Genomic DNA, 15,836 nt, shown 5'->3' on the forward strand with positions numbered 1-15,836 from the left:
TTTTCTAATGAAATAACCGATCATTCACCCAAAAAAAGACAGGTGGATGACCGGTTATAATGGAATTTTTAGACAGACATAATCTCGTCTTCTTTATCTTTTGTAATGCTATCAATTTTTTTGATGCTAGCATCTGTGTATTTTTGAACTTCATCAGATAATTGACGTAATTCATCTTCAGTAATATCGCCAGCTTTTTCAGCTTTTTTCAAGTCATCATTTGCATCACGACGAACGTTACGCACTGATACTTTAGCGTTTTCAGCTTCAGATTTAACTTGTTTAGCTAATACTTTACGACGTTCTTCTGTCAATGCAGGAATAGTTAAACGAATCACTTCGCCATCATTTGAAGGTGTTAAACCTAAGTCTGATGCAAAAATAGCACGTTCAACATCTGATAAAGTACCTTTATCGAATGGTGCAATCATTAAAACGCGTGCTTCTGGCACAGAGATTGCAGCTAATTGGTTTAATGGTGTTTGTGCACCCCAGTATTCTACTGTAATACGATCTAAAATTGATGTATTAGCACGTCCCGCACGGATATTAGCAAGTTCGCGGCTTAAAGCGCCTTCTGCTCCTACCATACGTTCTTTAGCTGAGTTTAAAATTTCTTTTGTCATTTTAATATTTCCCCCTTACAGTCGTTCCAATTTTTTCGCCCATTGCTGCGCGTTTAATATTACCTTCTTCATTTAATGAGAAAACAACAAGTGGAATATCATTATCCATGCTTAATGAAGAAGCCGTTGTATCCATTACTTCTAAACCAGAAGAAATGATTTCAAGGTATGATAATTCTTCAAATTTAGTTGCTGTTGCGTCAGTTTTAGGATCAGCAGTATAAACACCATCAACATTGTTTTTACCCATTAAAATAACATCTGCTTCAATTTCAGCTGCACGTAATGCTGCCGTAGTATCTGTAGAGAAATAAGGGTTACCTGTTCCAGCTGCGAAGATAACAACGCGGCCTTTTTCAAGGTGACGAATAGCACGACGACGAATATACGGTTCTGCTACTTGACGCATTTCAATAGATGATTGTACACGTGTTGGTACACCCACATTTTCAAGTGAATCTTGTAAAGAAAGTGAGTTCATAACTGTAGCAAGCATGCCCATGTAATCGGCATTTGCACGATCCATACCCATTTCACTTCCAATTTTACCTCGCCAAATATTTCCGCCACCACAAACAATTGCAACTTCAATACCTAGTTCTACTACTTCTTTCACTTGTTTAGCAATTGAGTTCACGACTGTTGGATTGATACCAAAACCTTCTTCTCCTGCTAATGCCTCACCGCTTAACTTAAATACGATTCGTTTATATTTAGGTGTATTCATTATTAACCTCCACTCAATTTTACAATCGATTATTGATATTCTTTAAAAAAAGGGGAGCAAATGCTCCCCCATAGACTATTTAATTGTTATACCGTCGCTAGGTAGCTCCAGTAATCAATAGTCTGGTTATCTACGTGACACGTAATTAGTTGTTGATTTGGTTCATAACTTCTTCTGCAAAGTTTTCTTCGCGTTTCTCGATACCTTCGCCGACTTCAAAACGAGCAAATTCAAGAACTTTTGCGCCTTTTTCTTCAACAAATTTACCAACAGTTACGTCAGGGTTTTTAACAAATGGTTGGTCAACAAGGCTAATGTCAGACAAGAATTTGTTTAAACGACCAGTGATCATTTTTTCAACGATGTTAGCTGGTTTACCTTCGTTTAATGCTTGTTGAGTTAACACTTCTTTTTCATGTGCTAATTCTTCAGGAGCAACTTCATCACGAGTGATGTATTTAGGGTTAACTGCAGCGATGTGCATTGCAACGTCTTTAGCAGTTGCTTCATCAGTAGTACCTTCAATAACTGTTAAAGCACCGATACGTCCACCCATGTGTAAGTAAGCGCCAAAAGCAGAAGTTTCATTTTTTTCCATGATTACAAAACGGCGTAATGATAATTTTTCACCAATTTTGTTCATTGCAGTAGTGATGTATGTTTCAACAGTTTCGCCTGCGTTGATTTCAGAAGCAAGAGCAGCTTCAAGATCAGCTGGTTTAGAAGCTAATAAGTGCTCGCTTAATTCTTTAACAACAGTTTGGAAACCTTCGTTTTTAGCAACGAAGTCAGTTTCAGCATTTACTTCTAAAAGAACAGCAAAGTTACCATCAGTTAATACATTTGTAATACCTTCAGCAGCAATACGGTCTGCTTTTTTAGCAGCGTTAGAGATACCTTTTTCACGTAGGTAATCGATTGCAGCATCGATATCACCGTTTGTTTCAACTAAAGCTTTTTTACAGTCCATCATACCTGCACCTGTTTTTTCACGTAATTCTTTTACTTGAGCAGCACTAATTTGAGCCATTTTATGTTTCCTCCTAGGACTAAATGTCATTTTATTTTTGTCTTTAAAAAAAGGTGATAAACAAATCAATCTGCTTATCACCTTTTGTTTTTCCGAACGTTTTAGAAATTAGCCTTCAACAGTTTCAGTTGCAACTGCTTCTTCAACTACTTCTTCTTGTCCTTGTTTAGTTTCGATGATAGCGTCAGCCATACGACCTGTTAATAATTTAACAGCACGGATTGCATCGTCGTTTGCAGGGATAACGTAATCAATTTCGTCAGGATCACAGTTAGTATCTACAATACCTACGATTGGAATATTAAGTTTACGAGCTTCTTGAACTGCGATACGTTCTTTACGAGGATCAACGATGAATAATGCATCAGGAATATCTTGCATTTCTTTGATTCCGCCTAAGAAGCGTTCTAATTTCTCTTGCTCTTTCTTAAGTAATACAACTTCTTTTTTAGGTAATACTTCAAAAGTACCGTCTTCTGCCATTTTTTCGATGTCTTTAAGACGACGAACACGTTTTTTGATAGTACCAAAGTTAGTTAATGTTCCACCTAACCAACGGTGGTTAACGTAAAATTGACCTGAACGAATTGCTTCGTCTTTAACTGATTCTTGTGCTTGTTTTTTAGTTCCTACGAAAAGAACGCGTCCACCGTCTTCAGCGATTGATTTTACAAAGTTGAATGCTTCGTCAACTTTTTTCACTGTTTTTTGTAAGTCGATGATGTAGATACCGTTACGTTCTGTAAAGATAAATTTCTTCATTTTTGGGTTCCAACGACGAGTCTGGTGACCGAAGTGAACGCCTGCTTCTAATAATTGTTTCATTGAAATAACTGCCATGATGTTATTCCCTCCTGTGGTTTTATTTTTTTTTGCGATAAAATCGCCCTCTATAAGCATCATTTATACTAGGGACCATTTCCTTTGGTACCTCCCAGCATATCCGCATATATGTGGATTTTAACAACACTGATAATTATATCACGACATTTTTAATAATGCAACACTTAAAATCCTATCAAAACGCTTTTTATACACAAAAAGCTGTTTACTATAATTTTTTCATAAAAATAACTGAAAAATGCATCTGAATCTCACATTTGTCAAAAAAGGCACCCTTATGTAGGTGCCTCTTCTTCCATAATATTTATTAAACAGTTGCTACTGCTTTTTGGCGTAAAATTAATGGTAAAATTCCACCATTACGGTAGTAGATAACATCAATCAAACTGTCAAAACGAGCGATGACTTGGAATTTCTTCACTGTTTCTCCAAGTGTTGCTGTCACAGTCACTAATTGGCGAACGGTCGCATTATCATCAATTTCAATATCAAATGTTTCTTCACCTGTTAGACCTAATGATTCAGCTGTATCGCCTGGTTGATATTGCATGGGTAGAATTCCCATCAATACAAGGTTAGAGCGGTGAATACGCTCAAAGCTCTCAGCAATAACAGCCTGTACACCTAATAGTTTTGGACCTTTTGCTGCCCAGTCACGACTTGAACCCATACCATAGTCTTTACCTGCTAAGACAACTAATGGCGTCTGTGTCTCTTTGTAGGCCATCGCTGCCTCGTAAATAGACGTTACCTTTGTTTCAGGCCAATAGGTTGTGTAACCACCTTCTGTCCCCACAGCGATTTTATTGCGAATACGAATATTTGCAAAGGTGCCTCGCATCATCACATCATGGTGGCCACGTCGCGAACCGTATGAGTTAAATGAACGAATTGGTACATCTTGCTCACGTAAGTATTGTCCTGCAGGTGTATCTTTACCAATCGCACCGGCGGGTGAAATATGATCGGTTGTAACCGAGTCACCAAAATAAGCTAACACACGCCCACCTTTAATATCAGTAATCGGTGCAATATCCATTGATAGATCATCAAAGAATGGTGGATTAGCGATATACGTTGAATCGTCATTCCAATCATAAGATGCTTCATCTGTTGTTTCAATTGCATTCCACACGTCGTTATCATCAAATACTTGTGCATATTGTTCAATAAAGAGTTCCGGAGTCACAACTTCTTTAACTAATGCTTCAATTTCATGTTTTTCTGGCCAAATATCTCTTAGAAATACAGGTTGTCCTTCTTTATCCGTACCAAGTGATTCTGTTTCAAAATCAAATGCTGTACGCCCTGCTAATGCAAACGCAACAACAAGTGGTGGTGAAGCTAAATAGTTAGCTTTGACTAAAGGATGGATTCTTCCTTCAAAGTTTCGGTTACCACTTAAAACGGATGATACTAACAAGTCTTCTGCTTGAATCGCAGCTTCAATTTCTGGCAGTAAAGGACCTGAGTTACCGATACATGTTGTACAGCCATAACCGACAAGGTTAAAGCCTAATTCATCCATATAAGGTGTTAAACCAGCATTATCTAGATAAGCCGTTACAACCTTTGAGCCTGGAGCTAAGGATGGTTTAACATAATCTGGTACTTTCAAACCTAATTCAACCGCACGTTTAGCAAGCAAACCTGCGCTTAATAATACGTATGGATTGGAAGTATTTGTACACGATGTAATCGCAGCAATCACAACAGCTCCTGTTGGCATTGTCACTTGACGGCCATCATCAAACTTAACTACAGCTTCGCGTTCACTTTCCTCTTTTGATAAACCGAATCCTTGGTTACCTGAGGGTGCAACGAGTGCTGTTTCGAAAGATTCTTTCATCTCAGTTAACGGAATTAAATCTTGTGGGCGTTTAGGCCCTGCTAGGTTAGGTGCGATTTCACTTAAATCAATTGTCACATTAGAAGAATATGTAATTTCTTCGGTCACATCATGGAATAATGCATTTTCTTTTAAGTAACTCTCAATCACTTTGATTTGACGTTGCTTACGACCTGTTAAGGCTAAGTAGTTCAAAGTTTCATTATCAACTGGGAAAAAGCCACAGGTCGCCCCATATTCAGGTGCCATGTTAGCTACTGTCGCACGATCTGATAATGTTAATGTTGCTAAACCTTCACCTGTAAACTCAACGAATTTACCAACAACACCGTGTTCCCGTAAAACTTGGGTCACTTTTAATGCTAAATCGGTTGCTGTCGCACCTGGTGGTAACGCATTTGTTAATTTGACACCCACGACTTCAGGAATAGGGAAGTACGATGGCTGACCAAGCATCCCTGCTTCGGCTTCAATGCCACCTACACCCCATCCTAATACGCCCAAAGCGTTAACCATTGTTGTATGTGAATCAGTACCCACTAATGTATCAGGATATAGAATGGTTTTACCAGCTTCTTCTTTTTCGAACACCACACGCGCCAAAAATTCAAGGTTAACTTGGTGAACAATACCAGTTGCTGGCGGCACTGCTTGATAATTATCAAATGCTGATTGTGCCCATTTTAAAAATTCATAACGTTCTTGATTACGCTTGAATTCCAATGCCATGTTACGTTGCAAGGCATCTGCTGTTCCGTATGTATCTACTTGTACAGAGTGATCAATTACTAAGTCAACCGGTACTTCCGGGTTAATTGCCTCAGGGTTCCCACCGAGTTTCTGTAATGCGTCACGCATTGCTGCTAAATCAACTACAGCTGGTACACCCGTGAAATCTTGTAGAATAACACGTGCAGGTTTAAACGGTACTTCACCTGGTTGAACAGCTGGTTGCCATTGTGATAATGCCTCAACATGTTCTTCTGTAATAATCAGGCCATCAAATTGACGTAAGACTGATTCCAATAGCACTCGTATGCTGTATGGTAAAGTTGTCACATCATTTAATTGGTCTTTACAGTAGCTGGCAATATCAAAATAAGTGTACACTTCATTATCGACTGTCAGCTCTGACATATAATCATTGTGTTTTAACATAAGAAGCCCCCCGTTATCATATTTGTATACCTTTCACTATAGCCTTTTTAAGGTGATAAGTAAAATAATTTATATTTTAATTCTAACATAAGGAAAACTTATCATTAGAAGTTTAATATTTATTTAACAAAAGTTACTAATGCCTTAATGAGTTATACCCTAGCCTAACAATTTTTATTTTAGTATGTTTCCTTGCCGTATTCTTAGATAACATCGGGATAGTTGCTGGTGTGGTCTCGCATTTATACTTGCGCTTATACTTATACCGGCTAATAAAAATCACGCACTTCCAAATGCATCTAAACCCGTTATCCCTGTAACATGTGGTGTTGTCCTTGTTACAATCATACTTGTGTTCTTCAATTTAACCCCTATTTTTGAGAATTTTACCCGTTATGCCGCTATCTCTTTGCTGTTTTCATTGCTAGCTACTTTGTTAGTGATTGATTTAGTTGATTACTTTAAGAAACGAGCCACTAAAAAAGGGAAACAACTGCGGAATAAATATTTCATAAACATTAACAGTCCTCTGCAGCTGTTTTTTTATTCAAAATTGATAAAATCGAGTTTTTAAACGTAGATCTCTCTCCCCTATTAAGAATCGACAAAAAAGCAACTACCGAAAGGTAGTTGCTTAGATAGAATAATACGATAAAGATTCCAACATAAGGAATGGTACTCAATTGCTTGAAGGATTGGTACTCAATTGCTTGAAGGATTGGTACTCAACTGCTTGAAGGATTGGTACTCGCTGTCGCTGCGTCCCATACTGTACTTGTAAGCTCATTTCTTCGCAACAATGTCAGCACCCATACTACTCTCGCAAGTTCATAACTTCGCCACAATGTCAGCACCCATACTGTTCTCGTAAAGCGGATAAATCCGCTACGATATTAGCAAAGGATTGGTACTCAATTTCTGGCGAAATTTCCGTCCCATACTGTTCTCGTAAAGCGGATAAATCCGCTACGATAACAGCAGTTACTTATACAATTCCTTATAGATGTCTTGATAGTATAAAATGTCACGGACATAGATGTCAGAGTGGTTATAATCAAAGATCGCTTTTTTTAGATGTTTACGATCGATGCTGGCTTTTGTTTTATTCAGATAGTTTGCTGTACTATAAATAGCATCCACGGCATTCATTGGATCAGCGATACCATCACCGTCTCCATCAACACCATAACCGCCATATTTAGCGATTATTTTAACATCTGTCAGGTCTTTCTCCGTGACTTCGTTATTTTTCCCTGGATAGTTCCATCCTACCCAAGTTAATGGTAAAAACTGCATGGGTCCAATTGCTCCAGCATTGGATACCATTGATTTTGAACGCGAGAAGTTCGTTTCAACCCGATGTACTGCTGCTAGTAGCTGCCAATCGATGTTGTACTCTTTTCCAGCGGCTTTATATGTTTCAATATATTGTTTAGGAATGTGACCTTTGATTTTTATTGCTTGTGATTGCCAGAAACTTCCGAAGAGTAACGTAACAAACACAACTGTAAACAAGAGAAATCCAAAAGCGCGCACAACCCTTTTCATAAGTGTCATGAGCAACTCTCCTATCATGATAATTTATCGGTATTAAAAAGTAATTGTTTTAACTCATTAATGTTTATATTTGCTTTTTGTTCATTCGATGGTAGGATTTGATCAACTAATGATAGTTTTGATTGTTGTAAATCACGAATATTTTCTTCAATCGTACCTTTCGAGATAATTCGAACCACATCTACATCTTTTGTTTGACCAATTCGATGCGCACGCGCTGCTGCTTGTTGTTCAACTGCGGGATTCCACCATAAATCATAGAGAATAACGCGGGATGCACCGGTTAAGTTAAGTCCTGTTCCTCCGGCTTTAAGCGAAATTAGAAAGACGGTACGTTCACTATTGTTGAATGCCGTTGCCATTTCCATTCGTTTTGAAGCGTTTGTTTTTCCATCTAATAGGAAATAAGGAATGCCTAATTTTTCAAGTTCTTGTCCAATCAGTGGTAGCATTGAAGCAAATTGTGAAAAGATCAGCATCTGTTTATCTTCAGCGGCAGTTTCAGTCACTATTCGTAACAGTTCATCTAACTTCGCCGAGCCTCCTTGATAATCTTCTAAAATCAATCGTGGGTCATCACAAATTTGGCGTAAACGAGTCAACGCTGCTAATATCTGCATTCGTTGTTGTGGCTCGCTTTTATCTTCTTCAAGCGATACGCGCAAACTATTAATAACTTGCATGTAGATTCGTTTTTGCTCAGAGTTTAAATCAATCGATAAATTCGTTTCATTCAAACTAGGCAAATCTGAGAGAATATCTTGTTTCAGTCGACGTAAAATAAATGGTGCTGTTAATTTTTTCACTTCGGCTGGTGGCAATTTTTTAAATTGTGTTAAGACTGGTAAGTAGCCAGGTAAAATAATCTGGAATAACGCCCATAAATCGTCACTTCTATTTTCAATCGGCGTACCACTTAACGCGACTTTATGTTTCGCTTTAACGTGTTTAGCGGCTTGCGAAATAAGTGAACGTGAATTTTTCAATGATTGAGCTTCATCGAGTACAAAACAACCCAGATGATGTTGACGATATTCTTGTAAATCTTCACGCAACATCGCATAACTTGTAATGTAAATTTGATTCTCTTTCATTTCAGCGATAGCTTCTTGACGTTTTACTTTGTTACCATCGATAATTTGAGCTTTAATTTCAGGAGCAAACTTACTCCACTCATTTTGCCAGTTGTAAACAACTGATGATGGACAAACAATCAACGTTGGTTCAAAGGACTCGTATTTGTCTAATAGACTACAAATATAAGCAATTGTTTGAATTGTTTTACCGAGACCCATTTCATCCGCTAAAATACCATTTAACCCATACTGAGAAAGTAGACTTAACCAACTATAACCTTCAATTTGATGAGGTTGTAGCGTACCGCCCGTTAGTTTTTCACTGACTTTTTCTAAGTCCCAATCACCTGATTGCATCAGGATCATCAAGTCGTGTAATTGGTCAGTAATATGAATTTGTGTTTCGCGGTTTTGCATTAGTGGCAACGCACGATAGATAGATAAACGTAATTGGTTTTGTTGCCAATCTGCTGGTTTAATTCGCATCTTACGCAACAAAGCGTGAAGCGCTAATGCTTCTTCTGATTCTAAAGAGATTAAACGCCCTTCTTCATCTTCATACACTAGCTCACCTTCAAGTATATGTTCAATTAATGATTTAGAATGATCTCCTTCAAAGTCTTTAAATTGCACTGAGAAATTGACATAACCATCTTGTGAATCTTCATTAAAATAAGTCTCTACAGGCATTTCTGTAATGATATTTTCTAACGATTCATCCATGACGATTTCAGCGTGCTCTCTTAACAGAGGCACGATATATTTATAGAATACATATCGCTCACTTGCTTTCGCGCTGACCAATACAGTATTTTTTTTCACGTGTAAGGGGGCTTGTTCAAGAATTCGCATAACAGCATGCTCTGCATACGTATCACGAATAAATAATGCTTCGCCGCTTAATTCTGGCGTCCAACGATCAAAAAAGGGATCGTAACCAAAGTCATTATAATAATGAGTGACTTGTAAACGATGCTCGTTATCGATTACCGCAATTTCAATGACGGTATGAATAGGATGATGTACAACTTCCATCTCTTCGAATTCTGGCAACTGAATTAAGGTGATTTTTTCTAAACTTGTCAAAATATAAGAAAAGAAGTTTGAATAATCTTCTTGCAGAACAAAATGGACCGTTTCTTCCGTTTTTTTCAACCACTTTTTAATGATTGTGAACGGCTTAATCGTATGTTCTGAAAAGTGATAAAATGAGCCATCAAAAAAGACAAGTTGTTCTTGTTCGAACAGTAATAATTGCTCAAATTCTTGAAAATCAAAAGAGATGCCTTCTTCAACAAATTGATGATTCAAAGTGATTGGCACTTTTGTATTCTCATAAAACCCTTGAACAGGATAACTAACATCTTGATAAGTGAAAGAGGCTAACTGCATCGGCATTTGTTTTAGTATCCTTACCATCATTTCACTCGTTAACGTTAATTGTTTCTCTTCAGCATAGGTACGTGACCAATCGTTCGTATCATATATTCGCGCCATTCTTGCTAGCTCACTTAGATCAGTTAAAATTTGTTGGTGTGCCTTCGAAAACAAAATATCTTTAAAATCGATTGTTAGACGAGGGTTAACTATGTAATAGGTATCGTTTTCCCAAGCTTTTAAAAATGCACGAATATCTTTTATCACATAATGTGTTTGACCGACTTTACCAATCTGTAAAGAGATAGCGATTTTACGATCCGCTTCCGATACAAACAGCGGCATCAACATATAAGTCAGCTCATAGGGTGTACGTTCTGTTTTTTCGAAATCGTAATGGTAAGTGTCCTCTGCTAAATCCGAGGCAAAATCATTAATCAGTGAAACAGTGGTATTTTTAGGTCTTGGTTTAATTACTTTTTGCTGTACGAGTTCGTCAATGACTTTATTGATATGCACACATCCTGTTTTAGGGTCAGATTCGTATTCACGGCATTCACAACGATAAGTGGGGTCTTTTTCATTTAAGTGAAACGCAGAAACAATATAGCTCACCCGTGTATCTTTGACTGTGGCCATAATCATGTCATGCTCTTTGTCTTGACGCATATGAGTTATTGATAGCATTTATTTATCATCCCTTAATGGTAATATTCGAAACATTCTATTATACATATGATCGCCAATCTTTAAAGTACCGTCTGTTTTAAAACCGACACGCTCATATAGGGCACCTGCTTTAGGATTGTGCTGATCACAATTAAGACCTATACGCGTTTCACCCGCTTCGGCTGCCACTTCATTGGCATAATTCAGCAATGCAGAACCAATCCCTTTACCGCGAGCCTCAGAGGAGGTAACTAACGCATCGATGTACCATTCGCCAGGAAACGTTTCAACATCCGGGAAAAGCACCTCGTCGGGTGGAAGATTAAATGAAGCATTATACTGCTTAAATGGTTCATCTAAACGTGCGGCATCACTGCCAGAATAACCACATAAAAAGCCTAAGATAGTACCTGCTTGTTCATACACATAAAAGTTTTTATAACTATAACGTGATTCTTCACCTTCAATAATGGGAATTATTTTATTATTAAGTTCTTCATCAGACTTATATTGTGCAAATACTGGCAACTCGATATCTCTTAAAATAACAGAGAGTAAAGGTGCTATTTGTTTTGCATCTTCTTTTTGGGCATTTCTCATCATAACTATGCAAGTCCTTTCCTACATAAGTGTAAAACTCAATTGTATCTCTCTAAAGAATAGCACAAAAAGGGCATTAATTGAAACTAAAATGCGTTGTTGAGCCTTTTGCTGTTTGATTGATAACTAATTTGCTGTGAATGCGTGATTTTAGTTCGGGTACATGTGAAATGATACCTACTAAACGACCATTTGCTTGTGTATCGAGCAACATATCAATCGCTTGTTCAAGTGAATCTGGATCAAGTGTCCCAAACCCTTCATCAATAAAGATTGTCTCTAAAGACATACCGCCACTTAATTCTTGAATACAATCGGCCAAAGCCAAAGCTAACGCAAGTGACGCTTTAAAACTTTCACCACCGGAGAGTGTTTTTACATGCCTTGTTTTAGACGTATAAGCATCAATGACAGATAGTTCAAGACCGCTCTGTGCATTCCCTTTTGTTAATTCTGCTTGACGTTGGAGTTGATAACGACCATCAGTCATCGTGCGTAAACGTGGGTTTGCATATTCTAAAATTAAATCAAGAAATGCCGTCAGCACATAACGCTCAAACGTTAATTTAGAACCATTTTTACCACGGGCCACATTTGCTAAATAACTAACTTGTGAATACACAGACTCTGCTGATACAATCGCAGCCTGTTGCTTACGGTAGCCATTGATCAACTGCTCTTCTTGCCCCGCTTGTTGTTGATACACACGCACACGCTGTTCAATAACGTGACGTTCTTCGTTACAAAGGTTTAAATTATTTTGAATACTAGCAATGTCAGGGTAAGTTTGTCCGTCTAATACACCTACTAACGTTGCTAATTGCTCTTTTAATTGCGCATATTTTTGCTGATAAGCCGTGACTTGTTCTTTCAGTTCCAAGAAAACCTCAGAAGCTAAACAAGCTGCTTCAAAACTTGCTTGATCATTAAAACCTGCAGCTCGTTGTTTTTCAAGGATACTATTTGTCATTTCAGTTAAACGTTCTTGCTCTGTATGAAGTGCCTTTTCAGCTGAATCTAATGCTGCAGTTTGTTTAGTGAGCTGAATTTGGTTCGCTTGCACACGTTCAGATACACTTTGTTCTTCCGCTTCAAAAGCAGAAATAATCTGAGTGGCTTCTTCAACAGCTTTAATCACAGCCTTTAAATCATCTGGCCTTGGTGGTGTATCGGCTTCTAATCGCTGACGGTCACTGGCAATTCCTCTAATTTGGGCAACTGCCGTTTTAAGCGCTACTTCCAACGCTTGTTTTTCTTCGAGGTGACGGTTGTAATTAGCAATCAAACGTTGTTGCTTTGCCTTCGCTTCTTCGTATGTTAGTACATAATTAAGTGCGCTGAGTTCCGCTTGCTCATCTTTCAAAGCTTGAACATGCCATTCGTATTGTTCAGAAGCTGTTGTAGCTGTTACATTCAATTTTTCATAACTTGCCGCAATATGCCCAGCTGTTTGTTTTATTTGAAATTGTTTAGTTCTAATTTGAATTTTTGTTTCTTCTATTTGTGACAAAACACCCTTCATCAACTGCTCAATATCCGCAAGTGCTTTCTCACTATCAATCAAATGAGCCGCTTCTGCTATATGAGGATGAGACTCAGAACCACAAACAGGGCAAGCATCTCCTTCCTGTAGTTGTGACGCAATTTGTGCCACAAGCTGTTGACGTTCCTCTGCAATAATGTTCGAGCGCTCTTGTTGCAAGCGTTCGCTCTTGGCAACTTCTTTTGCAAGTTGTTGTTCAAGATAACCCACTGCCTCTGTGTCGCGTGACGAAGCATCAAGAAGTTCATCCACTTCACTATAAAGCTGCAACCAACGTTGTTGTTCTTCCATCCGTTGTGTTATAAGTAGACGTTGTGTTTCCTGACCTTGTGCACGCTCAACATGTTTTTCTGCTTCTACCACCAATTGATTATCCGTCTCTAATAGGACAACTTGACGATCAAATTTTTCCTTATTGGCTTCTTGAGCTTTGACGATAGTGTTCATTTGCTCCTGCAAACTTTGCAGTTGTTGCCAGGCAGGCAAATAGCGTTGCCATTCTGCTGTTTCTGCTTTTGTTGTGAGGTACTGTTCACGTTTTGCTTCCAATTCTGCTTTTGTTGTTGTTAATTGGTCTGTTGTACTATTTAACAACGTTAATTCTTCTGCAGCGGTTTTAACCAGCTGTTCTTTTTCAAGTATGGCAGCTTTAATTTTTTCTTGTTCACTGATCCATGCCATAATCGGTTGAGCTGCTGTTGCTTGTTCCAATAAATGACTTTGTCTAGACTGTTCCTCTGCCTGTTCTTCTAATGTTGCCAAAGATGTCGTTACTTGCTCACGCTGTTCCCATTGACGAATAAGCGTTTGTGCAATTGCAAGCTCCTGTTGGAGTTTTGTATGGCGCTGTTCAACGCTGTTTTTTTGCATCTCTGTACTTTCTAAAGCTGCTAAAGTTGCTTGATTCAACGTTGCTAAATGAGCCATAATATCGGAATGTTGTTGTAAATTTTCATCTGCTGCAGCCAATTCATGGTAATCATCACGTAACCCTTGCAATTGACGATCGATAACTTTCACAACTTCTTCAGATTCACGCTGTTTTTCAAAGAGTTGTTCCTGAATTTTTTTGTAGATGGCTGTATCCGCTAATTTTTGTAAAATCTCTTCTTTGTCTTTACTGTTGCTCATTAATAATTCACGGAATTCATTTTGAGGAATCATCATTATTTGACGAAATTGCGTAACGGTTAAAGGTATAATCCCTGCCATTGCCTCTTGAACATCGCGTATATTGGCGCCAAGTACTGTTTCAGTATCTGATTCGAGTTTAAATAACGAGGCTTCCCCGCTAATTAAGCGTTGGCCAGAGCCACGTTTTTTATTAAGTAATTGTTGTGGGCGTCGAACAATACGATACCTGACACCATTAGTGTCAAAAGTAAGGCTTACTTCTGTTGGTGTATCTGCATCCGCATAATCGGAGCGTAGTGATTGTGAATCGCGCATATCACCATTGGCTTCGCCATATAAAGCAAAGCTCATCGCATCAAAAAGGGTTGATTTCCCTGCACCTGTTTTCCCTGTAATTAAAAAGATATGTTCGGATGCTAACTCTCGGAAGTCAATCACCTGTTTTTTTGCATAGGGTCCAAATGCCTCTATTATCAATTCAATTGGTTTCATCTATTCACCTCTTCTACTCTCATCAATTACATTTTGCATAAACTCACGATCAACATCAGTAAGTGGTTGTTGCTCAACTGTTTCAAAAAACTGCGAAAACAGGGTTAGGATATCCGCTTGTTTTAAATCTTTGAATTGTTGCCCTTGTTGATGAATAGCCGTTTGTGCTGCCCGCTCTAAATGTAAAAGGTGTGGGAAAACTTCCTTCAAACGACGCATCGGTTCATAAACATCCCCCACATCAGTGAGTGTTATTTGTAAATAATCATCCACAGGTCCAAAAGCAGTCGGTTCAGCTAATAAAGCTGCCATCTCGGCTTTGACTAGACGCATGTCTCGTTGAGGGTGTAAAGGAACTTCACGCATCTGCAACTCTCCCTTTTGCGGGACAGTGATAATGCGAACACTTTTTTGATCCTTTACTTCGGAAAAAGAATATTTCAATAATGAACCAGAATAACTCACCGTCCCTTGAGGTAGGGTGTCTGTGGTTATTTTTCCTAAAGCATGTGGGCGATGTAAATGACCTAGAGCAGTATAATCAAATGCTTTAAATAGTTTTGCACTCACAGCATCAACACCCCCCATTGCTAATGGGCGTTCTGATTCGCTTGGTTCAGCGCCAGTTACGAATAGATGTGCCATTGCAATTTGACGTTTAGAGCGATCCATTAGTGGTTCAATCTGTTCAATAATCCGTCGCATCGCAGCTTCTTGCGTACGAATGGTACTGTCTTCAAAGTAGGCAGCCGCTTCGAGATTTTCAAAAAAAGGAATTAACCAAAATTGCACATCGCCAATGGTAACAGGTTTAAAAATTTGACTGATTTGAGTGGTCAAATAAAAACCATTTTTCTGATACCAACTGCTACCAAAATTTAAACGATTGCTACTATCATGATTTCCACTAATTGCGACAATCGGAATTTTAAGTTCTAAGTTAATCGTTGCTAACGTCTCATTTAAAAGTTCGACTGCTTCCAAAGGTGGAATAGCACGATCGTATAAATCACCTGCAATCATTAAAACATCAGCAGCTTCATCCTTAAGCAATTCAACGAGTTGTTGCAGTTGATAGGCCTGATCCTCAGTCAATGATTGTCCGGAAACGATTTTACCGAGATGCCAATCAGCTGTATGTACAATTTTCATTCT

The 15,836-nt window shown here is 38.4% G+C and carries 10 protein-coding genes; all 10 read right to left on the reverse strand.

Translation table 11 applies throughout. The features are described 5' to 3' along the window. Positions 1-68 precede the first annotated feature (68 nt). Entirely contained in the window at positions 69-626 is a 558-nt protein-coding gene (frr, locus tag V6S17_RS06990) for a ribosome recycling factor (RefSeq protein ID WP_029091785.1), read from the reverse strand. Position 627: 1 nt separating this feature from the next. Then, positions 628-1,353: a UMP kinase gene (pyrH, locus tag V6S17_RS06995; RefSeq protein WP_029091786.1), complete on the reverse strand. Its 726-nt coding sequence runs from the start codon at positions 1,351-1,353 to the stop codon at positions 628-630. Positions 1,354-1,498: 145 nt separating this feature from the next. Beyond that, on the reverse strand, positions 1,499-2,383 hold the full coding sequence (tsf, locus tag V6S17_RS07000) for a translation elongation factor Ts (protein ID WP_029091787.1): 885 nt from the start codon (positions 2,381-2,383) through the stop codon (positions 1,499-1,501). 108 nt (positions 2,384-2,491) lie between these two features. Beyond that, a complete protein-coding gene (rpsB, locus tag V6S17_RS07005; protein ID WP_029091788.1) occupies positions 2,492-3,223 on the reverse strand; it encodes a 30S ribosomal protein S2 in 732 nt (243 codons plus the stop codon). 310 nt (positions 3,224-3,533) lie between these two features. Then, positions 3,534-6,233 carry an aconitate hydratase AcnA gene (gene acnA, locus V6S17_RS07010; RefSeq protein ID WP_029091789.1) on the reverse strand — a complete coding sequence of 900 codons (2,700 nt, stop codon included), beginning with the start codon at positions 6,231-6,233 and terminating at the stop codon, positions 3,534-3,536. 981 nt (positions 6,234-7,214) lie between these two features. After that, positions 7,215-7,790, reverse strand: a complete 576-nt coding sequence (locus tag V6S17_RS07015; RefSeq protein WP_051535990.1) for a lytic transglycosylase domain-containing protein — start codon at positions 7,788-7,790, stop codon at positions 7,215-7,217. Between the two features lie 14 nt (positions 7,791-7,804). Beyond that, complete coding sequence (locus tag V6S17_RS07020; RefSeq protein WP_029091791.1) at positions 7,805-10,930, reverse strand: DEAD/DEAH box helicase; 3,126 nt, start codon at positions 10,928-10,930, stop codon at positions 7,805-7,807. Continuing rightward, complete coding sequence (locus tag V6S17_RS07025) at positions 10,931-11,515, reverse strand: GNAT family N-acetyltransferase (protein ID WP_029091792.1); 585 nt, start codon at positions 11,513-11,515, stop codon at positions 10,931-10,933. 73 nt (positions 11,516-11,588) lie between these two features. Beyond that, positions 11,589-14,681, reverse strand: a complete 3,093-nt coding sequence (locus V6S17_RS07030; protein ID WP_029091793.1) for an AAA family ATPase — start codon at positions 14,679-14,681, stop codon at positions 11,589-11,591. Next, positions 14,682-15,833, reverse strand: a complete 1,152-nt coding sequence (locus V6S17_RS07035; protein ID WP_029091794.1) for an exonuclease SbcCD subunit D — start codon at positions 15,831-15,833, stop codon at positions 14,682-14,684. Positions 15,834-15,836 lie beyond the last annotated feature (3 nt).

The sequence above is a fragment of the Brochothrix thermosphacta DSM 20171 = FSL F6-1036 genome (assembly GCF_036884295.1).
GTDB lineage: Bacteria > Bacillota > Bacilli > Lactobacillales > Listeriaceae > Brochothrix > Brochothrix thermosphacta.